This window comes from Kangiella sp. M94, assembly GCF_054926195.1.
Genome location: NZ_CM142903.1, coordinates 1796498 through 1822091 on the forward strand (window position 1 = coordinate 1796498; position 25594 = coordinate 1822091).

The 25594-nt window shown below is 45.0% G+C and carries 26 protein-coding genes; 13 read left to right on the forward strand and 13 right to left on the reverse strand.

The genetic code is table 11. The annotated features are described in order from the left end of the window. Positions 1-2: 2 nt before the first annotated feature. The 5 genes from tolR to ACYTXU_RS08280 form a co-directional block, all read right to left on the reverse strand. Positions 3-431: a protein TolR gene (gene tolR / locus ACYTXU_RS08260; protein ID WP_462206192.1), complete on the reverse strand. Its 429-nt coding sequence runs from the start codon at positions 429-431 to the stop codon at positions 3-5. Between the two features lie 8 nt (positions 432-439). After that, positions 440-1153 (reverse strand): protein TolQ, encoded by a 714-nt coding sequence (gene tolQ, locus ACYTXU_RS08265; protein ID WP_462206193.1) that lies wholly within the window; start codon positions 1151-1153, stop codon positions 440-442. Further along, a complete protein-coding gene (gene ybgC, locus ACYTXU_RS08270) occupies positions 1140-1559 on the reverse strand; it encodes a tol-pal system-associated acyl-CoA thioesterase (protein ID WP_331891270.1) in 420 nt (139 codons plus the stop codon). Before ybgC ends, tolQ begins: the two co-directional genes overlap by 14 nt. A 106-nt stretch (positions 1560-1665) precedes the next feature. Next, a complete protein-coding gene (gene ruvB / locus ACYTXU_RS08275) occupies positions 1666-2685 on the reverse strand; it encodes a Holliday junction branch migration DNA helicase RuvB (protein ID WP_462206194.1) in 1020 nt (339 codons plus the stop codon). Between the two features lie 329 nt (positions 2686-3014). Next, the gene (locus ACYTXU_RS08280; protein WP_462206195.1) at positions 3015-4982 is read right to left on the reverse strand and encodes an ATP-binding cassette domain-containing protein; all 1968 of its coding nucleotides are present in this window, start codon (positions 4980-4982) and stop codon (positions 3015-3017) included. Between the two features lie 172 nt (positions 4983-5154). Between ACYTXU_RS08280 and ACYTXU_RS08285 the strand changes: the two genes are divergently transcribed. The 8 genes from ACYTXU_RS08285 (at position 5155) to ACYTXU_RS08320 (ending at position 9910) form a co-directional block, all read left to right on the forward strand. Next, positions 5155-5508 (forward strand): hypothetical protein, encoded by a 354-nt coding sequence (locus tag ACYTXU_RS08285; protein ID WP_462206196.1) that lies wholly within the window; start codon positions 5155-5157, stop codon positions 5506-5508. A gap of 74 nt (positions 5509-5582) precedes the next feature. Next, positions 5583-5921 carry a hypothetical protein gene (locus ACYTXU_RS08290; RefSeq protein WP_462206198.1) on the forward strand — a complete coding sequence of 113 codons (339 nt, stop codon included), beginning with the start codon at positions 5583-5585 and terminating at the stop codon, positions 5919-5921. Positions 5922-6169: 248 nt separating this feature from the next. Further along, positions 6170-6607 (forward strand): PaaI family thioesterase, encoded by a 438-nt coding sequence (locus tag ACYTXU_RS08295; protein ID WP_462209389.1) that lies wholly within the window; start codon positions 6170-6172, stop codon positions 6605-6607. A gap of 50 nt (positions 6608-6657) precedes the next feature. Then, the gene (locus ACYTXU_RS08300) at positions 6658-7326 is read left to right on the forward strand and encodes a hypothetical protein (RefSeq protein WP_462206199.1); all 669 of its coding nucleotides are present in this window, start codon (positions 6658-6660) and stop codon (positions 7324-7326) included. A gap of 14 nt (positions 7327-7340) precedes the next feature. Next, positions 7341-7610: a hypothetical protein gene (locus ACYTXU_RS08305; protein WP_462206201.1), complete on the forward strand. Its 270-nt coding sequence runs from the start codon at positions 7341-7343 to the stop codon at positions 7608-7610. A gap of 179 nt (positions 7611-7789) precedes the next feature. Then, entirely contained in the window at positions 7790-8890 is a 1101-nt protein-coding gene (locus ACYTXU_RS08310) for an alpha/beta hydrolase (protein WP_462206202.1), read from the forward strand. Positions 8891-8961: 71 nt separating this feature from the next. Then, the gene (locus ACYTXU_RS08315) at positions 8962-9216 is read left to right on the forward strand and encodes an RNA recognition motif domain-containing protein (protein WP_462206204.1); all 255 of its coding nucleotides are present in this window, start codon (positions 8962-8964) and stop codon (positions 9214-9216) included. Between the two features lie 187 nt (positions 9217-9403). Next, the gene (locus ACYTXU_RS08320) at positions 9404-9910 is read left to right on the forward strand and encodes a hypothetical protein (protein ID WP_462206205.1); all 507 of its coding nucleotides are present in this window, start codon (positions 9404-9406) and stop codon (positions 9908-9910) included. Here ACYTXU_RS08320 and ACYTXU_RS08325 read toward each other — a convergent pair. After that, entirely contained in the window at positions 9894-10403 is a 510-nt protein-coding gene (locus ACYTXU_RS08325) for a hypothetical protein (RefSeq protein ID WP_462206206.1), read from the reverse strand. The two genes, ACYTXU_RS08320 and ACYTXU_RS08325, sit on opposite strands and share 17 nt — an antisense overlap. 166 nt (positions 10404-10569) lie before the next feature. Here ACYTXU_RS08325 and ACYTXU_RS08330 point away from each other — a divergent pair, with 166 nt between their 5' ends. Continuing rightward, complete coding sequence (locus ACYTXU_RS08330; protein WP_462206208.1) at positions 10570-11601, forward strand: GAF domain-containing protein; 1032 nt, start codon at positions 10570-10572, stop codon at positions 11599-11601. A gap of 15 nt (positions 11602-11616) precedes the next feature. On the opposite strand, the gene ACYTXU_RS08335 is transcribed toward ACYTXU_RS08330, so the two are convergent. From ACYTXU_RS08335 to aspS, 5 genes are all read right to left on the reverse strand, one after another. Further along, a complete protein-coding gene (locus tag ACYTXU_RS08335; protein ID WP_462206209.1) occupies positions 11617-13077 on the reverse strand; it encodes an SEL1-like repeat protein in 1461 nt (486 codons plus the stop codon). Positions 13078-13083: 6 nt separating this feature from the next. Continuing rightward, complete coding sequence (gene ruvA / locus ACYTXU_RS08340) at positions 13084-13701, reverse strand: Holliday junction branch migration protein RuvA (protein WP_462206211.1); 618 nt, start codon at positions 13699-13701, stop codon at positions 13084-13086. Next, the gene (gene ruvC / locus ACYTXU_RS08345) at positions 13698-14228 is read right to left on the reverse strand and encodes a crossover junction endodeoxyribonuclease RuvC (RefSeq protein ID WP_462206212.1); all 531 of its coding nucleotides are present in this window, start codon (positions 14226-14228) and stop codon (positions 13698-13700) included. The genes ruvA and ruvC overlap by 4 nt, the downstream gene beginning before the upstream one ends. 670 nt (positions 14229-14898) lie before the next feature. After that, entirely contained in the window at positions 14899-15642 is a 744-nt protein-coding gene (locus ACYTXU_RS08350) for a YebC/PmpR family DNA-binding transcriptional regulator (RefSeq protein WP_462206213.1), read from the reverse strand. A gap of 328 nt (positions 15643-15970) precedes the next feature. After that, positions 15971-17731 (reverse strand): aspartate--tRNA ligase, encoded by a 1761-nt coding sequence (gene aspS / locus ACYTXU_RS08355; protein WP_462209391.1) that lies wholly within the window; start codon positions 17729-17731, stop codon positions 15971-15973. A gap of 286 nt (positions 17732-18017) precedes the next feature. Between aspS and olsF the strand changes: the two genes are divergently transcribed. Further along, positions 18018-19715, forward strand: a complete 1698-nt coding sequence (olsF, locus tag ACYTXU_RS08360) for a bifunctional ornithine lipid synthase OlsF (protein WP_462206214.1) — start codon at positions 18018-18020, stop codon at positions 19713-19715. Positions 19716-19727: 12 nt separating this feature from the next. Here olsF and dapE read toward each other — a convergent pair whose 3' ends face one another. After that, positions 19728-20948, reverse strand: a complete 1221-nt coding sequence (gene dapE / locus ACYTXU_RS08365; protein ID WP_462206215.1) for a succinyl-diaminopimelate desuccinylase — start codon at positions 20946-20948, stop codon at positions 19728-19730. A 173-nt stretch (positions 20949-21121) separates the two neighbouring features. On the opposite strand from dapE, the gene ACYTXU_RS08370 reads away from it, so the two are divergent. Then, positions 21122-22771, forward strand: a complete 1650-nt coding sequence (locus ACYTXU_RS08370; protein ID WP_462206216.1) for an amidohydrolase — start codon at positions 21122-21124, stop codon at positions 22769-22771. Between the two features lie 114 nt (positions 22772-22885). Here ACYTXU_RS08370 and ACYTXU_RS08375 read toward each other — a convergent pair whose 3' ends face one another. Continuing rightward, positions 22886-23122 (reverse strand): hypothetical protein, encoded by a 237-nt coding sequence (locus tag ACYTXU_RS08375; protein ID WP_462206217.1) that lies wholly within the window; start codon positions 23120-23122, stop codon positions 22886-22888. Positions 23123-23275: 153 nt separating this feature from the next. Here ACYTXU_RS08375 and ACYTXU_RS08380 point away from each other — a divergent pair, with 153 nt between their 5' ends. Continuing rightward, positions 23276-24991, forward strand: a complete 1716-nt coding sequence (locus ACYTXU_RS08380) for a proline--tRNA ligase (RefSeq protein ID WP_462206218.1) — start codon at positions 23276-23278, stop codon at positions 24989-24991. A gap of 5 nt (positions 24992-24996) precedes the next feature. Further along, a complete protein-coding gene (locus tag ACYTXU_RS08385) occupies positions 24997-25590 on the forward strand; it encodes a transglycosylase SLT domain-containing protein (RefSeq protein ID WP_462206219.1) in 594 nt (197 codons plus the stop codon). Positions 25591-25594 lie beyond the last annotated feature (4 nt).

Sequence of the window (25594 nt, forward strand, 5' to 3'; positions counted from 1 at the left end):
AATTACATTGCGTCGGTCATTAAACCGACATTTTCCACACCGAACTGTTGACGCAATTGATCCATCAACTCAACCACGGTTCCATAAGGAACTCTTCGGTCACCCTTGATCATGATCGGCGCATTCGGAGAGTTTTCGCGCTCTCTGGCAATCAATGTCATCAACTCATCCAACGTTAAATCTCGAAATTGTCGCGAACCAATATCCATGTGGAACGACTCGTCAGCTTTAATACCAACTACAAATGGATTCTGCTCATCCGGAGAAATAGGCTCTGCATGAGCGCTGGGTAGCTCAACATCAATCCCCGCCGTAATCAGCGGTGCCGTAATCATAAAAATAACCAGCAACACTAACATCACGTCGATGTAAGGTACGACGTTAATTTCTGAATTAGGCCGGCGGCGCTCTCTTCGAACCAGTTGAGTCATGACTACTCCTAGCTGTGCGCTTTACGGTGTAATACGCCGGAGAACTCTTCAAGGAAGTTCTCATACTGAGTTTCAATGCGCTGCAGACGATTGATGAATCGGTTGTAAGCAATAACCGCAGGAATTGCCGCAAACAAACCCATTGCTGTCGCAATCAAGGCCTCTGCAATACCTGGGGCAACCATGGCCAGAGTCGCCTGTTTAACTGAACCTAAGGCAATAAAAGAATTCATAATGCCCCATACGGTGCCGAACAAGCCGATATAAGGAGTCACCGAGCCAACCGTTGCCAAAAATGACAAGTTACGCTCCAGCTTTTCTACTTCACGGCTGTGAGCCACACGCATAGAACGGTGCGTACCATCCATGACAGCTTCAGGGCTAACACCACTTTGCTGGCGCAAGCGCATAAACTCACGATAACCTGCCTGAAATAATGACTCCAGACCTGATACCGGTTTTTGGCGCTGCGATAAATCCGTAGAGAGTTTGCCTAAATCAATACCCGACCAGAATCGGTCTTCAAATTTCTTACTCTCTCTGGCGGCTCTGTTAAGGACATTGGAACGCTGGAAAATTAAGGCCCAGGAAATAACCGATATGACTAATAACAAAACCATGATGGCCTGTACCGGAATACTGGCATGTAAAAACAGGTTGGCAATCGACATCGGATCTTCAGACGTTGACAGAACTCTTGTCGTCGTTTCAGCACCAGTCACGAGCTATCTCCTCTTTTAAATAGTCAGGCATGGCAGCAGGTTTCATGGTTTTCATATCAACGCAAGCCACGCGTATAGTTGCTTTATTCACTACTAATTGTTGTTCATCATCAGTGACCACTTCCTGCTCGAAAATCACGCTGGTTCGGCGAACGCTGGCGATTCGTGTTTTGATCAGAAGTTTGTCATTAAAACGGGCCGGAAGGAGGTATTTGGCATCCACATGAGCCACGGCAAAAGCTAAGCCCTTGTCGATCAAGATATCCTGTTCCCACCCCAAAGAACGAAGCCATTCAGTACGACCACGCTCATAAAACTTTAAATAGTTGGCGTAAAAAACCACGCCCGCCACATCAGTGTCTTCGTAATAGACTCTAACAGGCCAAATAAATTCACGCACACTCATTGTTTTTGCGACTCAGTATTATAACGATTCAAATAGTAAATAGTGTTAATAGCATCTCGAAAAATCTGCAATGGCATTGGCAAATTTCCCTTATATATTCAGTAAATTAGTTAAAAAGGTCGGGATCTTGAGGAATAATCTCGAAATGCTGATAGGCAAGCTTGGTAGCGATTCGACCGCGTGGCGTACGTTGAATGAAGCCCTGCTGGATTAAAAACGGCTCCAACACCTCGTCAATGGTATCGCGTTCTTCGCCAATAGCTGCCGCCAGCGTATCAAGCCCCACCGGGCCGCCAGCAAACTTCTCTATAATGGTCAGCAATAATTTGCGATCCATCATGTCAAAGCCTTTATGATCAACGTCGAGCATGTCCAACGCACGGTCGGAAATATCTTGAGTAATCACGCCATCAGATTTGATTTCCGCATAATCTCGAACTCGTCGTAACAGACGATTGGCAATCCGTGGCGTGCCGCGAGAGCGACGGGCAATTTCCAGCGCGCCCTTCTCTTCAATCGGCAAATCCAGAATGCGCGCAGAGCGCATCACAATATGAGTTAAATCTTTTAAGTTGTAGAACTCCAGCCTTTGCACAATACCAAAGCGATCGCGGAGCGGAGAAGTCAGAAGACCTGCACGTGTGGTAGCACCGACCAAAGTAAAAGGTGGCAGATCAATTTTAATCGAACGCGCCGCCGGTCCTTCACCAATCATGATATCCAGCTGATAGTCTTCCATCGCAGGATAGAGCACTTCTTCGATGTGTGGACTTAAACGGTGGATTTCGTCAATGAATAAAACGTCATTAGGCTCAAGATTAGTCAGCATGGCCGCTAAGTCGCCGGCTTTTTCCAGCACAGGGCCGGAAGTGTGCTTGATGCCCACGCCCATTTCATTGGCAATGATATTGGATAAGGTGGTTTTACCTAGGCCGGGAGGGCCAAAGATTAATACATGGTCTAATGCTTCCTGACGCTTTTTAGCAGCGCCTAAAAAGATCTCCATCTGTTCGCGGACTTTTTCCTGTCCAACATATTCACCTAACGTAGTCGGGCGAATGGCGCGATCAAACTGATCTTCGTCAGCAAACTCAGATGGTGCGATGATGCGGTCATGCTCAATCATTGGATTTCGTGCAAAGGCACTACCGATAAATAACGTGAAGCTAGTCTACCAAGTGTCTGTAACTTATGGAACCACGCCATTCGCGATTTCCATAATTGGTCATAATTGGCTTATATCCCTTATAGGCTCTCGTAGGTTGGTGATCTACCCATAGGGACAGACCCAACGAAGTGAATCCGAACGAAACCTGCCCTTTTGGTGCAACAAGTAGTTTGATTTCAGTGTTAAACCTAGAGTCGGCCATTGCTGGGATTCATTATATTCATCCCAGCCTACAGGTTCTCGGCAGGCACATTGGCCAGCCCTAAGACGCAACACTTTTATGAGGATTAAATCCCTTGCTCTAGTTGCTCTTGAAGCTCGAGCCACTCTTCCTCGGTCTGCTCTAACTGATCCTTCACTTGCGAATATTCACCACTCAACTCCACCAGTTTGGGCTTGTTGCTTTCTTCATATAGCGTTGGATCAGCCATAACGTCATCAAGCTTGGCTTTTCGCTGCTGCAATTCGTCTAATTTTTGCTCAAGTTTTCTCAGCTTATTTTTCAGCGGTTGCAGCTGCTTGCGTTTTTCTGCTTCTAGCTTTCTTTGCTCTTTGCGTGAAAGGTCATTATCAGCACCACTTTTATTCGACTCGATCTGTTCGCCTGATTCCGCATTGTTAGCACTACTAGCCGCATTCTTTTGCTGCAAAGTATCCTCTAATGACCAACGGGCATAATCGTCGAGATCGCCTTTGAAAGGCGCAACCTTACCATCAGCCACCAGATACAAATCATCACACACGGTTCGTAGCATGTGCCGATCGTGCGATACCAGCACCATAGCGCCTTCGAAACTCTGAAAAGCAATGGTCATGGCGTGACGCATTTCTAGATCCAGGTGGTTAGTCGGCTCATCCAGTAACAATAAGTTGGGTTTTGCATAAACCAGCATGGCTAACACCAGGCGTGCCTTTTCGCCCCCTGAAAATGGTGCCACAGGCTCAAGCGCCTTATCACCATTAAAATCAAAGCCGCCTAGAAAATTGCGCAACTCTTGTTCGGTGGCTTTAGGGTAATCGCGTTGAAAATGCTGGATAGGCGACATTTGCGGATGCAGCTGCTCCAACTGATGCTGCGCAAAATAGCCAATATTGAGCGTTTTAGCGGATACTTTTTCGCCCGCCAATAATTGCAGCTCGTCAGCCAGCACTTTAATCAAGGTCGATTTACCGGCACCATTTTTACCCAACAAGCCAATGCGATCGCCGGGCATCAATGAAAAGCCGACGCCCGATAAAATCTTTTTTACACCACCATCGACTTGATAACCGGCATCCGCATCTTTCAGTTGCAGCAAAGGACTCGGCAAATGGCCCAGTTCAGGAAAAGCAAAATCAAACGGCGAATCAACGTGCGCTGGGGCAATCTTTTCCATGCGTTCTAAAGCCTTAAGACGGCTCTGCGCCTGCTTGGCTTTCGAAGCTTTGGCCTTAAAACGATCGACAAAGGATTGCATGTGGGTAATTTCTTTTTGCTGACGCTCGAACTGCGCCTGTTGTTGCGCCAGCTGTTCTGCGCGCTGAATTTCAAAGTCAGAATAGTTACCGCTATACAGAGTGACCTTCTGCTGTTCGATATGGGCAATACGATTAACGGTGCGGTCGAGAAAATCGCGGTCGTGGGAAATAAGCAGCACAGCGCCCTGATAGGCCTTAAGCCAGTTTTCCAGCCAGATCACTGCTTCCATATCCAGGTGGTTGGTCGGCTCATCGAGCAGCAACAAGTTAGAACGACACATCAAAGCCTGCGCCAGATTCAAGCGCATCCGCCAACCGCCCGAAAAGCTTGATACGGGTAGCGACTCTTGTTCAGCGCTAAAACCCAAACCATGCATTAAAGCACCAGCGCGAGCACGCGCCGAATAACCATTAATTTCGTCCAGCCGTTGATGCAGTTTAGCGACCCGCTGACCATCCGCGTCATTGTGCTCACCCGAAACCGCCCTTTCCTCTAAACGAGCCAGCTCCGCCTCGATAGCACACAACTCCTCATCACCCTGCAACACATACTCCAACGCAGGAGCCTCAACCGACGGCGTCTCCTGACGCACGCTGGAAATGGTAATACCGCCCGCCATCGAGAAATTCCCCGCATCCTCCTCCAGCTCACCACGAATCAAAGCAAATAAAGACGACTTACCGGTACCATTAGCACCCGTCACCCCGACCTTATCTCTTGGATTAATAATGAAACTCGAATCTTCGAATAAAACAGTTTTGCCACGGCGAAGCGCCGTATTCTCGAAAAATAGCATGGAAATATCAGTTGATAGAAATTGCAGACATTATAAGGCTTAGCCAAAGCAGTACAATCAGAATCAGCAGCGATAGCGAGATCTTAGTAACTCTCTAAACGCTTCCCCGAACACCTAGGTTTTGCTAGTATCGGTTCAAATCAGAAAGGTATCTGCGTTGGTCTGTGGTGTAATGATGGGACATCCTAAACTAAAACTTACATTTTTAATGCTCTTAACTCTTTTTTTGTATGCATGTGCTTATACCCCAAAGGTTGCGGTTAAAAATGAGTGTGGCTTTACTACAGGTTATTCTGAGGAAAAACTTTCTGAAAGAAAGTTCAAGGTAATTATTTATACCGGAGTAAACTGGAGCACCAACCGAGTACAAAAAATATTAAATTACCGCTCAGCTGAGCTATGCAAATCAAAACAGGCAACCTATAAAATGATATGGGGATTAGCTTACCTAGACGGATGTATAAAGAGTGGGAATGCATCTAATGAAGAACATTGGGAGCTGTCGTGCGAAGAAACTAATGGTTAATTAGTGGGTCAGCGCATGCTTATTATTTAATACTCCCTTACATCAACTTTCTAAGACCTTATTTGAAAGAACTAATGAAAACAAAAAGCTCAAGACTTAATTCATATAAAAAAGAAGTTAAAAGACAATACTATTTATTAATACTAATACCCGTTGTTACTCTTTTGGCCAATACTTTTACTGATATTCACTATGGTCTTGCAGTTTTTCTGGGACTGTTAATAGTTACCCCAATAGTCTGCTTCTATAATTATTATATTGCTACTCGCTATAAACTTGTTATGGTTCACCTATCTCAAAAGCCATACTATAAAGAAGAGCGACCTTTTGTCTTTTATGCAATGCTGTTTTTATTTCTTGCTTTAGGCTTGGTCTTAATTGGCTTAATTCTCTTTGTAATTTATGGGAATTAATGAGGTCAGCAAGCGTAGCCTCGAAGGAACAAAGTGACTTTGAGGATAGAAGCTAGGGCACTATCCAATGTAGGGTGCGTCGCGACTCACCCCGTAAGTTTTCATTAATTCCAATGGTACCCCTAGGGCAGGATCTGCGTCACGACGAACCTACCTGCTAATGGAGAGAACTGATGGGTTCAGAGTGAATTAAGAAGCATTGCTTACTCTGCCCCCTTAGAAATAGCGGCACTATGAGGAGCCGATTTATGAAAATTAATGAGATGTCTGGTTTGGAGATTATGCAAGCGCTAGTCTCAGGGAAGCTTGCGATGCCGACCATGTGCGAAACCATGCCAATGAAAGTAGTCGAAGCTACCGAAGGCAAGATTGTTTTTGAGGTACACGCTGATGACCGTCATCTCAATGTGCTGGGTGGCGTTCACGGTGGCTTCGCGACCACGGTCCTGGACTCAATCACCGGATGCGCGGTTCATACCATGCTGGCGGCAGGCGATGCATACGCTACCGTTGACCTTAACGTCAAGATGGTAAGGCCTGTGCCTGTAAATACACCACTTTTGGCCGAAGGGACCGTTATCAACATGTCGAAATCCCTCGGTATTTCGCAAGGTGAGTTGCGGGATCAAGCTGGAAAGCTCTATGCGCATGCTACAGCCACCTGCATGCTCATGCGCAAAGTTTAATTAGTTTAGTAGTGACTGAGTAAATCAATAAACACAAAGGACATAACAGAATGAAAATAAAAATTGGGATAGCACTTATTATCATCGCCGTTTCTCTCGGCGGATTTTACCTCTATTCAAAAGAGTCAGCTCCAAAACAGGAAGAAGTGGTTACTAAAGAGAATAAAGGAATTAAGGTTGAGGATGTCATTGCAGATCCACAGCCGAATCACAATGTCAGTGATAATAAAGCTGCCTCCGAAAACTCTTCAGAAGCCACAACCGAATCAGAAACAGTCAAACACACAGACGAAAACATTGTTGAATTAATTAATGCACTTGAAGAAAACGGTGCTCTAAATTCGAATGAGATTTATAAACTAATGTCTGATTCGAAAGGTTTTGATATGGCTTTGCATCGCCTTGAAGAATCTTACTATGAACCAGAGTATAGCTACGAAACCAAGATTAAATACCAGCATTACTTTAATACCAGTCCTTTTCATATTGAAGGCAAGGCGCAACTGAATAACTTACAGTGTTCCCCAAAAATGTGTTTAGCAAAAGTTGCAGGTGTTCAAAGCGAACAACTTATGAATTACTCCCAGAGCATCCAGTCTTCCGAGGAATTACCCATCAAAGCTATGGCAGTCGGATATAGCGATACTCATATGCTATTAGCATTCTCTACCGACCCTGAAACGAATGCTATAATATTTCGGAAAGAGAGTGACGAATAAACCAAGGACAATCAATGAACAGTAACAAATTACGAACCACTTACTGGGTTATTGCAGCCCAGTTAATGTTAAGCGCTGTAACTGCCAATCAGTTTAGCCATGAGTTTATGTGGACTAAATTTGATTACCTGGTGTTCGGTATCATGTTGCTTGGTGCTGGCCTAGCGATTGAGCTGGTTCTTGTCATTACCAAGAAGCCACCTTATAGACTTGTCTCGATCATTGTTATTGCTCTGGCGTTTTTGCTGGTCTGGGCGGAGCTAGCAGTTGGGATTTTTCATTAATGAAACTTTTCCCGTAGCCTCGAAGGAACAAAGCGACTTCGAGGTTTTATTGAATATTCCTCGATTACGCTAACGCTAATTCCCTAAAGGGATTCCTAAAGTCACAGGCTACGACTAAACCCTTTCTTCTTTTTCTGCATCCAACTAGATAGATAACACCACCATAGTAGGAAGCTGGAATGACATACAAAATTATTACTTCTACCATTTTGCTGATTTTCTCAATAGGTGCTCTGGCAAAAGAGAGTTCTGAATGCAGCATAAAGTCTTACGCGGATGCTAGAGCTGTTATATCGGATCTAAACAAGATCGTTACTCCAAACGGTTTTCAAGAATCTTATGCCGAGAAGATTGGCGGCATTGACCAATGGATTACCGTTCGAGGAAAAGATAAAAACAATCCTATTATCTTGTTTGTGCATGGTGGTCCTGCCGCTCCGATTTCCCCCAGCCTTTGGCAGTTTCAGCGTCCTTTGGAAGAATATTTCACAATGGTTACCTGGGATCAGCGTGGTGCTGGCAAAACTTATACTTTAAATGACCCTGATAGCTATAAAGATTCCATCCATATCCAACAGTATGTTGCGGATGCCATTGAGATAGCCGAGCACATCAAGGAAAAATACAACAAGGAGAAAGTGATTCTGATGGGGCATAGCTGGGGAACCATTGTTGGCCTACACGCAGCCATTAAGCGCCCAGATTTGTTTCATGCTTATGTCGGTATTGGACAGGTCATTAACACTCACGACAATGAACGTATCAGTTTTAATTACGGCCTGGAGCAAGCTAAAGCTCATGGCAACCAAGCAGCCGTTGATGAAATGATGACCATCGCTCCCTACCCCGGTGACAAGCCGATTACACGAGATCGAATTGTTCTTGCCCGCAAGTGGGCCCAGCATTACGGAGGCCTAACCGCTTACAGGGATAATTCAACCTATTACTATAAAGCAGCAAGGTTATCGCCTGAGTATCTGGATGATGAAATCTGCGCCATTAATCAAGGCAGCCTCTTTACCCTGGAAAAAGTTATTGATGAATTTCTCGCTGTGGATTTCAAGCCAATCAAGGATATGTCGATACCCGTTATTATGTTCATGGGCCGTCATGACTATACTACGCCATCACAGCCTACCGCCGAATGGCTGGATAAGGTTAAAGCACCCTATAAAAAAGCCGTCTGGTTTAAACACTCAGCGCATATGATACCCTGGGAAGAACCAGGCAAGACCCTTGTTTCTTTAATACAGTATGTGCGGCCTTTGGCTGAAAAGTAAAATACAATTGATGGCCTATCCAAGCTAACAAATGGTATGATGCGGTATATACACACCAACCAATTCTCGCAATGAAATTATTAGTTCGAAATTTAGCCCGCACCACCACTGAAGACGAAGTCAAAGCACTTTTTGAAGAGTACGGTACAGTTCAGTGGTGCAATTTGATCATAGATAAAGCTACTGGCGGCTCAAAAGGCTTCGGTTTTGTTGAGATGCCTAAAATCGGCGAAGCCAAAGCGGCGGTCAAGAATCTTAATGGTCGCAACGTTGACGGCAGCAAAATTCGCGTAAAAAAAGCGGAAGATAAAAAAGAAGCCGAGTAATCGGCTCCTTCCCCCCCATAAAAAAGTATTCCCTGACCAACACAAGCTTCAAACTCCAAGTTGGTTCAATAGACCTCGATTAGACATCTGCTAATCGAGGCTTCAAAACTGATTATTTCCCTAATCCCATTCCAGTGCTAGACTGAGCCCTGTCATCATATTGATAAAACATCGAATTGGGGGTTATATGGTTTTCCTTAAAAGCGCAACCAAACTGGTTATCATTAGTTGTCTGGTTTTATTCAACGGTCTTGCTCTTGCGGCTGAGTCCAATAAGGATAAGCTGAAGCAGATGTTGGATGGCACGAACAAACAACAAACCGTTTCCAGCATTCCTGATCAGTTAATGACAGGACACTGGGTTGGTACCTATGACTATAATAATCGAAACGCCAACACACCACCCCCAAATACCTTTTCCATGGTGATGGAGAAGGTAAACAATAGCATCGTTGCTATGATCTTAGAACCCGATCTTAACCCTCAGTATTACGCACAAGTTGCTGAAGTTGTAAATCCACGCATCAACGGTCAAACTTTTAAGTTCACTAAAAAGTACAGCAGTGGCACAACTATTGACTATTCCCTTGAGATTGATGTGAGCAATCGCGCCATGTTCGGAAATTGGAATATCAAGAATGGACCTTCAGGAATGGTTCATATGATAAAGCTTGAAGCTAATGAGCTTCAATAGATTCTCTACTCGATCGTAAAGCCTCTTTTAACGAAGAGGCGTTATCGGTTGTTAACACAAGAGTCCGTTTCTGGTCTTTTATTTTTAGTTCGATGGCTTCTTTGCCACGACCGATATAGCCCAGCTGCTTAAGCTTGACTCTATAGCCATAACCGAAAAATTCAGCGGCTGGGTTACCCTTCTTATCCTCAACGGATTCAATATCCTTTAGCGCAACCTTGGTTTTGCCAAACTTGCCAAGGCTTGCGTAAAGATGCTCACCTTCAACTCTTAAAATAATTGCGATTTTAGAAACATACCAGGCTACTAGAGCAGTCACAGCACAAATTAACAGTGCCCAATGGCTGGGAATACCATTCGGTGAAACTGGCTTATCCAGGAATTCCTGCTCATAGAACGAGTAACCAAACAGTGCGGATAAAAAGATCAGAATTACTGCGACTGCTACCAGCAGTTTTTTGGGCATAACGGGTTGCGACTCGTAATAGTTCACTGTGGGACACCTGCTTTCTAGTTAATTGGTATAGATTTTAATGAGCCTTGGGCTGGTATGCAATGATAGATACTTGAACAGAATTAGAGACTAGTCATTTGACAGGCATATTCGGTTTGTACCATAGTAATAAGTGTAGATTTTGTAATCAGTCAGAGGATCAAGGATGCAGTTCCGATATAGTGATCCAACGGTGGAGAACACACAGCTCTCTCATAAAAAGCTTGAAGAAATAATTCAAGCGCAAACTGCCATTGCCCGTCTGGGTATCAATTTTGGTGCAATTCTCAAAGAGGCCGCTCAACAATCTCAAATGCTGACCAACTCAGATGGTGCGGTTATTGAGCTGATTGAAAACGATGAAATGGTTATCAGAGCAGCATCTGGTATCGCTTCACATTATTATGGAGTGAGAAGAAGAAGCGCCAATAACATGTCCTCCATTGCCATCAAAACCAAACAAGCACTCATTGCCAACGATACCGAAAATGACCCAAGAGTGGATCAAATTTCGAGGGCGGCAATTGGTCACTGTTCGATGATTGCCTTCCCCTTATTCCATGAGCAAAAGGTGGTAGGCGTTTTAAAAGTTCTCTCAAAAAAACCTAACTTTTATTCGATGGCAGAGCTTAAAATCATTGCCTACATGTCCGAGCTGGCGGCAAGCACTATGTATCATGCAGAGTACTATGCTCAAGATGAGCTTTTTCGTCGTGCCACTCAGGATGAGCTTACAGGAATCGCCAATCGAGCATTATTCATGGATCACTTACATCAAAATATTGCTCATGCCAAAAGAGATGGGAGTAAACTAGCAGTGATTGCGATTGATATGGATGATTTGAAAGTACTCAACGATTCCTTTGGTCACCACATCGGTGATAAAGCATTGCAAACACTTGCATCAAGGTTTGCAGAACAAATCAGGAGCTCCGATACCGTAGCGCGCTTTGGAGGTGATGAATTTGCGATAATTTTGTCACCGGTAAGCGGCAAAGATTCTGCCGAAGAAGTAGTTAGCAATTTAATTCAATCGCTTGATGAGCCGATGAAGGAAGAAGGTATAGATTTTAAACTCGGTGCAAGTTTTGGTATTGCAATTTATCCTGATGACAATGAAGCCGCAGATTCATTATTGGAACTGGCAGACAAAAACATGTTTAAGAACAAACGAAAACGAAAAAAGCAAAGGATTTAAGAGCCACTGTTATCCTCAGTCTTGAGCCGCCTCTATCAGACGATTAACCTGCTCCCAGGCTGTATCATCATTATCATCGTCTAACTCTTCTATAGCTGGCTCATAATTATTTTCCGCAGCCTTGGTCAGCCAATAGTAATATTGATCATAATTATTTTCAGTTCCTATACCCTCAAGAAACATCTGCGCCACTTTATACTGTGATTCACCATCATCTTGCTTTGCAGCCTTCATATACCACTCAAAAGCTTTATTTTCGTCTTTGGGAACGCTCTGCCCCGTCTCGTACAAAGTCCCAAGATTGTACTGAGCTAGTACATAACCTTCACTGGCAGCCTTTTCCCATAGCTCTTTGGCCTGTTTCGTGTTCTTCCACTTTCCGTCATGGTAGAAATAAATATTCGCCAGATTATTCATTGCGGCAAGACTATTATGGTTTATCGCCCGTTCATACCAATAGACCGCTTTTCGAATATTTTTTTTGGTTCCCAGCCCTTCTTCATGATAATAACCAACTTGAAATAACGAATCTGCATCGTTTGCCCTTGCTGCTACAAGATAGTGTTCGAGCGCTTTTTGATAATCCTTTTTTACGCCAACTCCATGGTTATACATCCAGCCCAGATTATAGTAAGCGTAAAGCTCATCTTGCTCTTTTGCCTTTTCAAACCATTCGAAAGCCTGTTGATAGTTTTTGTCGGTCCCGAGTCCATTTAAATAAGCAAAACCAAGCGAGTTCATTGAACCGGAATGACCTAGATCAGCGGCTTTCTTGAAATACTGAAACGCTAACTGCAAATCCTTGTCTACGCCATCACCATCTCGGTACGACAGACCCAGATAATATGCGGCCGAAGAATGATTCGCTCGCTCAGCCATTTCATAAAGCACGATTGCCTTGAAGTGATCTTCAGCTACAACTTCACCCATGTCATAGATATATCCGAGCTCAAACTGGGCGTCCGGATCACCGCTGAAAGTAGCTTCGCTTAACCAATATATGGCCTCTTCATAATCTGTCTGAACACCTTCACCATCATAATATAAATAGCCAAGATTGCGCTGGGCATCGGCGTCTCCACCCATTGCCGCAAGCAGATACCAGTAGATGGCTTCCTCATAATCTTGCGTCACAACTTCGCCCGCATCATACATATAGCCCATATAGAATTGAGGCGCGCTATAGCCTAATTGAGCTAAATAATACAAATAATAGAAAGCCTCCTGTTTTTGACCGGCATCGTACAAATCGACTGCATAGTAATATTGGTTAACATTCTCAAGCAGTTCTTGCTGATCGATAGTGGTCAGCAAAAATTTCAGTTGTTGACTTACTCCAGACTGCTCCAATAAATCGAATGGCTCAAAGCTCTGGTATCGTTGCTCCGCGTAGACACGAACAGGATCTTCTTCCGCATACAAGGGAAGCGGAACCAGCAACAAACAGAACAAAGTAATTAGAAATTTACACGACATGAATTCTTAACTCGCTAACTGCCTTAACGCCAATCGAATAAGCTCTTCGCTTTTGGCATCGTCTTGTGCCACCTGCGCCACCGCCTTACTGGCAATCTGAGGCTTATAGCCTAGTGCAATCAATGCGCTGACCGCCTCCTGCGACGCATCAGTTTTCCCTGTTTGTACGATAGTTGCATCAGATGGCTTGCTTGATGGCAGACCGGCACTAATTGACCAGTCTTTCAGGCGATCTGACATTTCAACCAACAAGCGTTCTGCCGTTTTCTTGCCGACGCCAGGCAATTTAACCAAGCGATCCACATTGCCGTCATGCACGGTCATGACAAATTCATCCGACTCCATTCCTGACAAAATCCCCAGAGCGAGCTTTGGTCCAACACCATTCACTTTTATCAGCTCACGGAACAAAGCCCGATCTTTAATGCTAATAAAACCATAAAGCGCATGTAAGTTTTCTGAAATCGACATATGCGTCGAAAGAATGGCCTGCTCGCCCTCTTCCGGTAACTGATAGAAAGTCGTCATAGGCACCTGAATTTCATAACCGACACCCGCGCTAGTTTCGATGATGACAAAAGGAGGGGTTTTTTCGATTAATGTACCGCGTATTCTTCCGATCAACGTAAACGTCCTCTAGTTATCGTTTTGGCGCCCTTCAACTGGGCTAAACCTTGAGATGTATTGGCATGGCATAAAGCCACGGCCAACGCATCAGCCGCATCAGCCTGTGGGCTAGTTGGTAATTTGAGCAAGGCCTTAACCATATGTTGAACCTGGGATTTATCGGCTCCACCAGTTCCCACTACAGACTGCTTAACCTTCGTTGCGGGGTATTCCGAAACGGGTAAAGCATAATGGCTTGCGGCAACTATGGCAGCTCCACGCGCCTGACCTAATTTCAAAGCAGAGTCTGCATTCTTCGACAGAAACACCGACTCAATGGCAAATTCATCAGGCTTAAACTCCTGAATCAGTTCACACACACTATCAAAAATCTGCTTGAGCTTTAAATCTAAGGTTTCATCCTTAATTCGAATACAGCCGCTGGTGATGTAACGTGGCCGGTTGGCAGGAATTTGACCACCCACTTCGATAATACCGAAGCCCGTCAGGCGTGAGCCAGGGTCAATTCCAAGGATGATAGGCATTAAAGCTCCAACAGAAAGTAATCATTATTCTCAATCGCCTATTAGACTTTTTCTAGGAGCAATGGTCAAGGCGGGGAGGAAAGAGACGTTGTTTGTAGGCTGGCGATGCACCCGAGGGGCAGGATCAGCAAAGCGAATCCCAACAGTTATAGACATCTTTATCGGGCGCACACATAGGTGCGCCCCTACCAAGTTATTCCGAAGTTCCGATTGTTTCGAGGATTATCTTACAAATTGTCAATTATCAAGTAGGGGCAGACCTGTGTGTCTGCCCGAAAATCCATTGTTGGGTTACGCCTTCGGCTAACCCAACCTATAAGAGGTAATTTTTTAGGCCAACGATGTTCAACTGGTTCTGTGCAAGAATAAATTCAACAAAGCCTCATCGAATATAGCACTCTATCTCTAGATAGCTCTCTAGGCGAAGGCGAGACGAGGCAAGTTTATTTTTTGCGATGATGAGTTAACAGTCTGTTGTAGGGACAACTCATGAGTTGTCCCTACAAAATAAACTCAACAAAGCCTCATCCAATATTAATCACACTCATAGAAGCACCTAGACGATGGCGAGACGAGGCAGACTGGCAGTGAAAAATCAGGATTTTACAAACAGTAAATGAGTGATTTTTCACTGCCGGTTTAACGAAGTATCGTCGAAGTATAGGAGCTTCTAGACGAGGTCGTAAGATTCTGAAGGAATATCCGCGTTAGTATACACATTCTGCGTATCATCCAGCTCTTCCAGACGATCCACCAGGCGAATCACTTTGGAACCATCATTGACGTCTAATTCAGCTTGAGTTGATGGCAGCATGGAAACTTCTGCATTTTCTGGCTCAAAACCTGCTTTGACTAATGCTTCTTTGATATCAAGAAAATCTTCAGGTTTCGTTTGCAGCTCAAAGGAACCATCATCGTGAGCTACGAAATCTTCTGCGCCGGCTTCTAATGCAGCTTCCATCAGCGCTTCTTCTTCGACATTATCGCCAAAGATGAACTGACCTTTTTTCTCGAAAAGGTAGGCAACCGAACCATTGGTACCCAGGTTTCCACCATGCTTAGTGAAGGCATGACGAACTTCGCCAACGGTACGGTTTTTATTGTCGGTCATGCATTCCACAAGAATTGCCACACCACCGGGGCCATAACCTTCGTAGGTAAGCTCTTCGTAGTTGTCGCCCTCTGCATTACCGGTACCACGTTCGATAGCTTTTTCAATGGTATCTTTCTTCATGTTTGCGCCGAGCGCTTTATCCATGGCGGCTCTTAGTCTTGGGTTATCATTGGGATCACCACCACCTTCTTTCGCAGCTACTACAAGCTCACGAATAATTTTGGTAAAGATTTTCCCGCGCTTGGCATCTTGTGCTGCTTTGCGGTGTTTGATGTTTGCCCATTTTGAATGACCAGCCATTATGCACTCCTCTCAAACTTTTGCTCGTCACAATTTCGTTGTTATAAAGTTTGTTCAAGCTTGTCATTTAGCAACAGTAAAATCCGCACTTTCTCAAACTTTCTGCCTCGAAATTGTTTAGCCCAAAGCGTTCTCTTACGTTCGGGCCTAGCATGTTTTCTAAATTCTATGTGACTTGTTGTTTAATAACCTTAGCCTTAAGTGTTGCAAAGATACTTTCAGCAAAGGAAATAAAAGATTAATGTCATTTACCAACGGCATTCATTTCAGTCTTCCGCGTAGTGGGCGACCGAAGGAAGTGCCCGTGGTAAATCCATTGCTCTATTACTTACTGTTCTTTTTTCTTCACCTGAATGCCTAACTCATCCAGTTGCTTTTCTTCCACAATGCTTGGTGCTTGGGTCAAAGGACAGCTCGCGGTGGTGGTTTTAGGGAAGGCGATAACGTCACGAATGGAGTCTGCACCTACCATTAACATCACCAAGCGATCCAAACCGAAAGCCAAACCACCGTGTGGTGGACAACCGAATTTCAATGCATCCAGTAAGAAGCCAAACTTTTCTTTCTGTTCGGTTTCATCAATGCCCAGAATATCAAAAACCGTTTCCTGCATATCCTGGTTATGAATACGAATCGAGCCACCGCCTACTTCGCTACCGTTTAAAACCATGTCATAGGCTTTCGACAAGGTTTCGGTTGGGTTAGCTTTAACGGCTGCTACATCGTTTTCTTTTGGAGCAGTAAACGGATGGTGCAATGCATGAATTTCACCATCAATGTCTTCAAACATTGGGAAGTCGACAACCCAAAGTGGTTTCCATTCATCGCGAATCAGCTCAAGATCCGTTGCAACTTTAAGGCGCAATGCACCCATGGCATCAGCAACCACACGCTTACTGTCCGAGCCGAAAAAAATAATGTCGCCTTCTTGAGCACCCACTTTTTCTACGATGGCCAGTGCTTTGTCATCGCCCAGGAATTTCAGAATTGGACTTTGCAGGTTTTCAGCGCCCTGCCCATTGACCTTCATCCAGGCCAAACCTTTGGCGCCATAAATACCGACAAAGTTAGTGTATTCATCAATTTGTTTACGGCTTAGTTGCGCACCACCCGGTACACGCAGCGCTGCCACGCGGCTTTGCTCGTCGTTGGCAGGACCGGCAAATACTTTAAACTCTACGTCTTTAACGATGGCATCAACTGTTACCAACTCCATATCGGTACGCAAGTCCGGCTTATCCGAACCATAACGCTCCATCGCTTCGGCATAGCTCATGCGCGGGAATGTTGGCAGTTCGATAGCCATCAATTCTTGGAACAGGTGGCGAATCAACCCTTCCATCAACGCCATCACTTCTTCCTGATCGAGGAATGAGGTTTCGATATCCAGCTGGGTAAACTCTGGCTGACGGTCGGCACGCAAGTCTTCATCACGGAAGCATTTAACGATCTGGTAATAACGATCAAAGCCGGACATCATCAACAACTGCTTAAACAGCTGAGGTGATTGTGGCAAGGCATAGAATGAACCTTTGTGTACGCGGCTTGGTACCAAGTAGTCACGCGCACCTTCTGGCGTTGCTTTAGTCAAAATTGGCGTTTCTACGTCGATAAAACCATGCTCATCCATATAACGACGCATGGCGCTGGTCACTTTATGACGGAAAATCATGTTCTGTGCCATTTCAGGGCGACGCAAATCAAGGTAACGGTATTTCAGGCGTTGTTCTTCTGATGCTTCCAGATTCTCATCAATCGGAATCGCTGGTGGTTGCGCTTTATTGAGGATAGTTAGCTCCTGCGCTAAAACTTCGATCTCACCGGTAGTCATGTTTTTATTGACCATTTCCTCCGGGCGAGCACGCACCTGCCCTTTCACCTGAATCACAAACTCATTACGAAGCTGCTCTGCGGTAGCAAACAACTCTTTAAAGTCAGGATCAATCACTACCTGAATCAAACCGCTACGATCACGTACCTGAAGGAAAATAAGACCTCCAAGATCACGACGGCGATGCACCCAGCCTGACAATGTAACCGATTGATTTACTTCATTTTTCGATAGTTCGCCACAGTAGTGGCTTCGCATTTTGCTTGTCATAGGTATTTCTGCCTGAAACCTGAATTATTTAAGAAGGGAAAAACCCCGAAAAAACGCAGTATGGTACGCCACCGCTTGCCGAGTAGCAAGCTGGAAGCCCCAGAATTGCTGAATTTTAACCCAGTTCCCGACAACAGGTTAAGCGCTCTGCTGTCATAAAAGTTTCTAATGGTTGCCATGCTGTTGTCACTTTGTGCTGAAAAAATAGCCAACATGAAAAAGTATTTACACATAATAGTTTCACTGCAAGCAACTCATTTGGGAGCGGGAGCTTATGATTGATAGCAAAAACCTGGTCGAGCATTTTTTGCCTAAACTGGATAAATCCCCTCGTATCAAATCGGGTGTTTCGAATCTGATTGCCAAGTTATTCCACCAACAGGAAATCAATGGCTTTATTGCGCAATATCAGCATTTATCCCACAGCGACTTTCTGGAAAAGGTCAATGAACATCTAGGCCTGAGTTACTCTGTCAGTAACTCTTCATTAGAAAATATCCCCGTGTCCGGGCGCGTGGTGATCATAGCCAACCACCCGTTAGGCTCATTGGATGGGCTGGCGTTACTAGCTTTAGTACATGCGGTTCGCAAGGATGTTAAAATCGTGGTTAACGAACTGTTAGGGTCAATGACACCACTGCGCCCCTTCTTCTTAGGCGTCAACAATCTTACCGGCCAAAATAGTCGAGATAAAATTCAGCAAATCCATCAGGCTTTAGACGATGAACAGGCGGTGATTTTCTTCCCCGCTGGTGAAGTGTCGCGCTTGTCCGTCAAAGGTGTTCGCGATGGCAAATGGCATTCGGGCTTCCTGCGCATGGCAAAGCATGCAAAAGCGCCGATTTTGCCGATTCATGTGGGCGGTAAAAACTCAAAATTCTTTTATGGACTATCACTGATTGCCAAGCCAGTCAGCGCCCTTTTGCTGGTTCGAGAAATGTTCAAAAATATCTCGCTGACTCTGCCTATTAAAGTGGGCAAATTGATTCCCTATGCTTCTTTTAGTGGTATGTCGCCAGCCAGCAAGGACAGCATTGCTCGCTTCAAAGAGCATCTATACGGCATAAAGAAAGATAAGAGCGGGCTTTTTGAAACAGAACAGTCCATTGCTCACCCAGAAAAAAAGCAGTTACTCAAAGAAGAATTAAGTCGCTGCCGCTTGATTGGTCAAACCCATGACGGTAAAAAGATATACCTGCTTCAAAATACCATTGATTCAGTTCTGCTTCGTGAAATCGGCCGTCTGCGGGAAGTTGCATTTCGCGCAGTTGGCGAAGGCACGGGCAACCGACGCGATATTGATAAGTTTGATTATTACTACAAGCATATTGTGTTGTGGGACGAACAAGACCTGGAGATTGTGGGCAGCTATCGCATAGCTGACATTAATCAGTTGGGAACAGATCAGGAACTGTATTCGGAAACTCTATTTGGATACGAAGATCAATTACGACAAAAATTCCCGATGGCCATGGAGCTGGGCAGAAGCTTTGTTCAACCACGATACTGGGGCAAGCGTAGCCTCGATTATTTGTGGTTTGGGATTGGCGCATATTTACGCGAAAATCCGCATGTGCGATACCTGTTTGGGCCAATTAGTCTGAGCAATGACTATCCTGCCTTTGCCAAAGATCTGATCATTTATTTCTACCAGAAATTTTATGGCGCTCCATTGCTATTAGCGCGATCCTTTAATGCCTATCGCATCAAGCCAGTGCAGAAAGCTAAGCTTGAAAAGCTGTTCAAACATCTGGACGAAAAAGAAGCTTTCGCAGTATTGAAATCAGAGCTTGGGAAATTAGGTTCTAGTGTGCCGACCCTATTCAAACAATACAGCGACCTTTGCATTGAAGGTGGTGTTGAGTTTCATGATTTTGGCTCGGATCCTGCTTTTGGAGACTGCATTGATAGCGTGGTCTGGATTGACCTGTTGAAATTAAAAGATAAGAAGCGCAAACGCTATATCGATTAAGATATTTTTCCTTTATTCACTATTAGACCTGTTGCTATTTAGCAGCAGGTCTTCCAGTAACTTAAAATAGAGATGACGTAACTGATCCAGCTCAGTAATGCTGACTCGCTCATTGGCCTGGTGGATGGTTTTATTGCTTGGACCAAGCTCAATGACCTGCCTGGCGATTTGCTTGATAAATCGACCATCCGATATCCCACCACCAGTGGTTAGTTTTGGTTTTATTCCACACTCTTTTTGAATGGTCTTTTGCAGGCTTTTACGTAATGAACCTCGTTTAGTCAGGTAAGGCTCTGCTTCATGATCCCACTCAATATCAGCCTTTAATCCATACTTGATAATTTTCTTTTCCACATAGGCTTTGATTTTCGTAAAACTATTTCTGGGCGAGTAGCGAAAGTTAAACCACAATTCTAAATCCGCTGGTGTCACATTCATGGCACCACTTTCCGAATGGACCTTCACAAGCTGGCAACTGGTTGAAGGGAAAAAGCGACTAGGCATATCCCAGCGTTTTGTGGAAAGTTTATGAATCAATCGTGACGACTTATGGATAGGGTTAATCAGTTGCTCAGGGTAGCCCACATGCCCTTGCTTACCGTGCAAAGTTATTTTGCAGTTAATGGAGCCACGCCGTCCGATACGAATCGAGTCTCCGAGTTTGAGCTCGGTGGTGGGTTCACCAACAATGGCGCAATCGATCACTTCTTTACGGGCCAGCAAGCTATCAACTATATGTCTTGTGCCTTCAACAGCAATACCTTCTTCATCACTCGTCAGAATAAAACCAATCGCGCCCTGATGCTCTGGATACAGCGCAATAAACTGCTCAACGGCAACCACCATCGCGGCCAAGCTTCCTTTCATATCGGAAGCACCACGGCCATGCAGGAAGCCATCTTTAATCACCGGAATAAAGGCTGGTGTATCCCACTTTGCATTCTGACCTGGAGGCACCACATCGGTGTGCCCAGCAAATACCACCACTGGATACCCTTCGCCACGCTTTGCCCAAAGATTGGATACCCGATTTTGATTCATAAACTCTAATTGGAGGCCAATCGCTTCTAATCGCTCGCCAATTAAATCACAACACCCCTGATCGGAAGGAGTAATTGAGGGCTTTCGAATCAGACTTTGTGCCAGCTCCAGCATGATGGACTGATAATTCAGCTCGATTTTGCTATGAGTTTTTGTCGCTTGTTCTTTTATAACACTTGTTTGCTTAAGCATAATTCACCTCTTTTATTTCACTCTCATTTATAACAATGGCTAATGACAGGTCAGCGACACAAAAATGAAGCTTTTACGACAGGAAACAGATAAACCGGGATTATCCAAACTCTTTATACAGAACGAAAAATAGACTAAAGTGCTACTACCCTAATTTCTCAAGAACTATCACAATGCATATGACCAAATGGATTCTGGGCTTAGCCCTGTTTATCACTTCGAGCCTCTTCACAGCGGCTCAGGCACTTCCCACCCTGATTCATAACGTTAAAGGCTATACTTTTTCTGATGGTGAACTGGTGGAGTTTGACAGTTTATTATTCGAGAACGATCAGGTTATCGCTTACGGCTCTCACGAAGATCTCGCCAATAAAGCCAAAGCCAGTATTTCAATCGATGGCAAAGGCGCTACCTTACTGCCCGGTTTAACTGATGCCCACGGGCATGTATTGGGATTAGGCCTCAATTTAATGCGCGTTGATTTGCGTGGTATTGATTCGCTTGATGGAACCATGAAAAAGATCAGCGAGTACGCCAAAGCCAATTCAGAGCTGCGCTGGATTCAGGGCCGAGGCTGGAATCAGGTTCTTTGGGCCAAAAAAGAATTTCCAACTAAGCAAATGCTGGACGCCATTATCAGCGACCGTCCGGTTTGGCTCAGTCGCATTGATGGTCACGCAGGTTGGGCTAACAGCAAAGCGTTAGAGCTTGCCGGTATTACTAAAGACACCGCCGACCCAGCTGGCGGAAAAATTATTAAAGATGCCAATGGCGAGCCAACGGGCGTGTTGATTGATGCAGCCATGGGTTTGGTGGAAAGCAAAATCCCTGAATTAAATACCATGGAGCGCCGCACAGCTTTGGAGCTGGCTTTTGATCACATGCTGAAACTGGGTATCACTTCGGTTCATGATGCTGGCGTCGATTTCGATACTTATAAATTAATGCTGGAAATGGCCAAACAGAATCAGATTCCTGTACGCCTTTATGGCATGTTAAGTGGTAGTGACTCGCACCTTAAAACCATGCTCGAAATGGGCAAAATCGAACTGCCTTACCTAAAATTCCGCTCAGTAAAATTATACAGCGATGGCGCATTAGGCAGTCGAGGCGCTGCATTACTAGCCCCCTACTCTGATGACCCTGACAACAGAGGACTGTTGCTAACCACTGAAAAGAAGCTGGCCGAAGATTTAAGTCTTATTACCGAATACGACTTTCAGGCAAACGTACATGCCATTGGAGATGCGGCTAACCGCCTGGTGCTAGATGCTTTTGCCAAACTTCCGAAAGAGCAGTCTGCGGATGTGCTGCGTCATCGCATCGAACATGCTCAAGTGGTTGCGGTTGAAGATATTCCGCGTTTTGCCGAGCTGAATATTATTGCTTCCATGCAACCAACTCACGCCACCAGCGACATGAACATGGCAGGTGACCGTCTTGGAGACGAGCGTTTAAAAGGTGCTTATGCCTGGCGCAAGATGCGCGAGCATGACGTGTTGATTGCTGCAGGCTCAGACTTTCCGGTTGAGCTGGCCAATCCTTTCCTCGGTATCCATGCCGCAGTGACTCGCCAGAACAGCGATAACCAGCCTGAGAACGGCTGGCTGCCCGGCGAAAAACTCAATCGCGCCGAAACCTTAAAAGCCTTTACGATTGATGCCGCTTATTCTGGATTCTGGGAAGATGAAATTGGTAGTCTGGAGTCGGGCAAAAAAGCTGACTTTATTCTAATCGATAAAGATATTTTTTCGGTTGAGCCTGAGTCGCTGGATGATGTGAAAGTTTTGCAGACTTGGGTCGGAGGAAAACGCCTGCACTAGGCTCTACTATAAATATCAATTCACAAAAAATACCTTTGCGTGAGCGCAGTGCTCACGCAGCCCATATCTATATAACCTCAAGTAACGACTATAAGCTAGTCGCTACTTGCACTGTTAATTACTCGCTAATTCACTCTTCTTAACACGTTTTTTAGGGTAATTAACCCACACCGTTTCTACGTGGGCATTCCCTTCACGTGCAGCTTTTTCGATCATCTGTACTTTCTGCCAATCGATAACATAGACATATTCATCATCGGAAGATGCAGCGTAGCGCGAAGAAGTAGAATTGCACCCTGTTGCCAATACCGCAAATGCAGTAACAGTCAGAGCTAAAGGTAGTATTTTCATAAAGCCTCCTATAAAAAGACTTACCAACATAATAGTACATTTTTTGACCAATCAGCAATTCACTTTATCTATCAAAGACGCTTTTGAGCCCCATTAAAGCTTGCTACAATAGACGCCCTCTATGATTTTGATAATGACAACAACGAGATACTAATGCGTAGTAGCCAATACTTACTGTCCACACAAAGAGAAGATCCAAGCGACGCCGAGCTGATTAGCCATAAATTAATGCTCCGAGCAGGCATGATCCGCAAGATTGCCTCAGGCATGTACACCTGGCTGCCAACTGGCTTGCGTGTTTTGCGCAAAGTAGAAGCCATTGTTCGCGAAGAAATGAACAAGGCTGGTGCAGTTGAGATGCTAATGCCGAGCGTGCAACCCTCTGAATTATGGGAAGAGTCAGGCCGCTGGGACCAGTTTGGCCCCGAATTACTACGTTTTAAAGATCGTCATGGTCGTGACTTCTGTCTGGGTCCAACCCACGAAGAAATCATTACGGCGGTCATTCGCGACGAGATTAATAGCTACAAACAGCTACCAGCGAGCTTTTACCAGATACAGACCAAGTTTCGCGATGAAGTACGCCCGCGTTTCGGCGTTATGCGTGCTCGAGAGTTCCTGATGAAAGACGCCTACTCTTTCCATGTTGATGAAGAGTCATTGTCAGAAACCTATCAGGTCATGCATCAAGCCTACTGCAATATTTTCGAGCGCATTGGTCTGGATTACCGCCCTGTATTGGCGGATACCGGTGCTATCGGTGGTAGTAACTCGCATGAATTCCATGTATTGGCAGAGTCTGGTGAAGACGCTATTGCTTTCAGTAGTGAAGGCGATTATGCAGCCAATATCGAAAAAGCGCAGAGTCTCGCGCCACAAAACGAAGCGGCTACCCCGACCCAGGACTTAACCAAAGTCGAAACTCCGAATACCAAGTCCATTAAACAGGTTTGTGAGTTACTGAAAGTTGAACCACATCAAACGATAAAAACCTTATTGGTGGTGGGTGAAGACGAAAGCAATCCAGTGGTGGCTTTATGTTTACGTGGTGACCATGAGCTTAATGAAATTAAGGCTGGTAAACATCCGCTAGTCGCAGAACCAGTACAGCTGATTTCTGATGAAGAGGTTAAGTCTGTGGCAGGTTGCGACGCCGGATCGGTAGGACCATCTGGTTTGGATATCCCAGTCATAGTCGATCGTGATGCGGCGGTACTCAGTGACTTTGTCTGTGGCGCCAATGACACTGGCTTCCACTTCACGGGCGCGAACTGGCAACGTGATGCGCAAATATCCGAAGTGATGGATATTCGCAATGTGGTTGCTGGCGATGCAAGTCCGGACGGTAAAGGTATTCTTGAAATTAAACGCGGTATCGAAGTGGGTCATATTTTCCAGCTTGGTACCAAATACTCTGAAGCCATGAACTGCAAGGTACTGGATCAAAATGGTAAAGCAGTGACATTAGCGATGGGTTGTTACGGTGTGGGTGTCTCGCGTATTGTTGCCGCTGCCATTGAGCAGAATTATGACGATAGCGGCATCATCTGGCCACAAGCCATTGCACCCTTTCAGGTTGCCATTATCCCAATGAATATGCATCGCTCGGAGCAAGTGCAGCAAGTAGCTGAAAAACTTTATGAGGATTTACAACAACTGGGCATTGATGTGATATTTGATGATCGCAAAGAACGTCCCGGCGTCATGTTTGCAGACATGGAGCTAATCGGTGTTCCTCATCGTTTAGTGGTCAGCGAACGTGGCTTGGAAAACGGAACTATCGAATATAAGAACCGTCAAAACACCGCAAAAGATGACGTCAGCGTAGAAAATGTTGTAGATTATATTCAAGGGTTGTTACAACAATAAGTGCTATGGCGTTAAGCAATATGACACTCAGTAGAGTTTTAATCGTTATTGTTCTTGTCGCTTTGGCTGGTTTCGCTGGAATCAGCCAGGCTCAAGAGCGACCAAACCAAGCTTTCTATGATGAGCTTAAGGCTCTAATGGAAGCTGATAATCATTTCGTTGATCGCTATGATGCCGAAGTCTGGATGAAAGACATGTCAGGGCGTCTTGCTCGCCGCGCACCCCATATTCCCGAAGATGAACGCTTGAAAATTCTTACATTGGTTCATCGCTATGCCAACACTTCGGGGGTTGATCCTCAATTGGTGCTCGCCATTATGGAAGTGGAAAGCAACTTCGATCGCTATGCCCTGTCGGTCGCCAATGCTCGTGGATTAATGCAGATCATGCCTTTCTGGAAAGATGAAATTGGCCATTCAGAAGATTCGCTTTTCGATATGGAAACCAATGTCCGTTATGGCTGCTATATTCTAAAGCTGTATCTCGATATGGAAAAAGGCAACCTAACCTATGCGCTTGGACGTTACAATGGTTCTCGTGGCAGAGCAAAGTATCCTAATAAAGTTTACGCTGCCCTACGCAAACGCTGGGCACTGTAAAACC

Bases quoted from the DNA above. Each gene is read 5' to 3' on its own strand.
- ACYTXU_RS08305 (WP_462206201.1), top strand. From the start codon at position 7,341: ATGAACAGTAACAAATTACGAACCACTTACTGGGTTATTGCAGCCCAG.
- ACYTXU_RS08315 (WP_462206204.1), top strand. From the start codon at position 8,962: ATGAAATTATTAGTTCGAAATTTAGCCCGCACCACCACTGAAGACGAA.
- ACYTXU_RS08320 (WP_462206205.1), top strand. From the start codon at position 9,404: ATGGTTTTCCTTAAAAGCGCAACCAAACTGGTTATCATTAGTTGTCTG.
- olsF (WP_462206214.1), top strand. From the start codon at position 18,018: ATGATTGATAGCAAAAACCTGGTCGAGCATTTTTTGCCTAAACTGGAT.
- ACYTXU_RS08285 (WP_462206196.1), top strand. From the start codon at position 5,155: ATGATGGGACATCCTAAACTAAAACTTACATTTTTAATGCTCTTAACT.
- ACYTXU_RS08280 (WP_462206195.1), bottom strand. From the start codon at position 4,982: ATGCTATTTTTCGAGAATACGGCGCTTCGCCGTGGCAAAACTGTTTTA.
- ACYTXU_RS08380 (WP_462206218.1), top strand. From the start codon at position 23,276: ATGCGTAGTAGCCAATACTTACTGTCCACACAAAGAGAAGATCCAAGC.
- ybgC (WP_331891270.1), bottom strand. From the start codon at position 1,559: ATGAGTGTGCGTGAATTTATTTGGCCTGTTAGAGTCTATTACGAAGAC.
- tolR (WP_462206192.1), bottom strand. From the start codon at position 431: ATGACTCAACTGGTTCGAAGAGAGCGCCGCCGGCCTAATTCAGAAATT.
- ACYTXU_RS08350 (WP_462206213.1), bottom strand. From the start codon at position 15,642: ATGGCTGGTCATTCAAAATGGGCAAACATCAAACACCGCAAAGCAGCA.
- ACYTXU_RS08295 (WP_462209389.1), top strand. From the start codon at position 6,170: ATGAAAATTAATGAGATGTCTGGTTTGGAGATTATGCAAGCGCTAGTC.
- ACYTXU_RS08375 (WP_462206217.1), bottom strand. From the start codon at position 23,122: ATGAAAATACTACCTTTAGCTCTGACTGTTACTGCATTTGCGGTATTG.
- ruvC (WP_462206212.1), bottom strand. From the start codon at position 14,228: ATGCCTATCATCCTTGGAATTGACCCTGGCTCACGCCTGACGGGCTTC.
- ACYTXU_RS08290 (WP_462206198.1), top strand. From the start codon at position 5,583: ATGAAAACAAAAAGCTCAAGACTTAATTCATATAAAAAAGAAGTTAAA.
- ruvB (WP_462206194.1), bottom strand. From the start codon at position 2,685: ATGATTGAGCATGACCGCATCATCGCACCATCTGAGTTTGCTGACGAA.
- ACYTXU_RS08385 (WP_462206219.1), top strand. From the start codon at position 24,997: ATGGCGTTAAGCAATATGACACTCAGTAGAGTTTTAATCGTTATTGTT.
- ACYTXU_RS08370 (WP_462206216.1), top strand. From the start codon at position 21,122: ATGCATATGACCAAATGGATTCTGGGCTTAGCCCTGTTTATCACTTCG.
- ACYTXU_RS08310 (WP_462206202.1), top strand. From the start codon at position 7,790: ATGACATACAAAATTATTACTTCTACCATTTTGCTGATTTTCTCAATA.
- ACYTXU_RS08335 (WP_462206209.1), bottom strand. From the start codon at position 13,077: ATGTCGTGTAAATTTCTAATTACTTTGTTCTGTTTGTTGCTGGTTCCG.
- ACYTXU_RS08300 (WP_462206199.1), top strand. From the start codon at position 6,658: ATGAAAATAAAAATTGGGATAGCACTTATTATCATCGCCGTTTCTCTC.
- dapE (WP_462206215.1), bottom strand. From the start codon at position 20,948: ATGCTTAAGCAAACAAGTGTTATAAAAGAACAAGCGACAAAAACTCAT.
- aspS (WP_462209391.1), bottom strand. From the start codon at position 17,731: ATGCGAAGCCACTACTGTGGCGAACTATCGAAAAATGAAGTAAATCAA.
- ACYTXU_RS08330 (WP_462206208.1), top strand. From the start codon at position 10,570: ATGCAGTTCCGATATAGTGATCCAACGGTGGAGAACACACAGCTCTCT.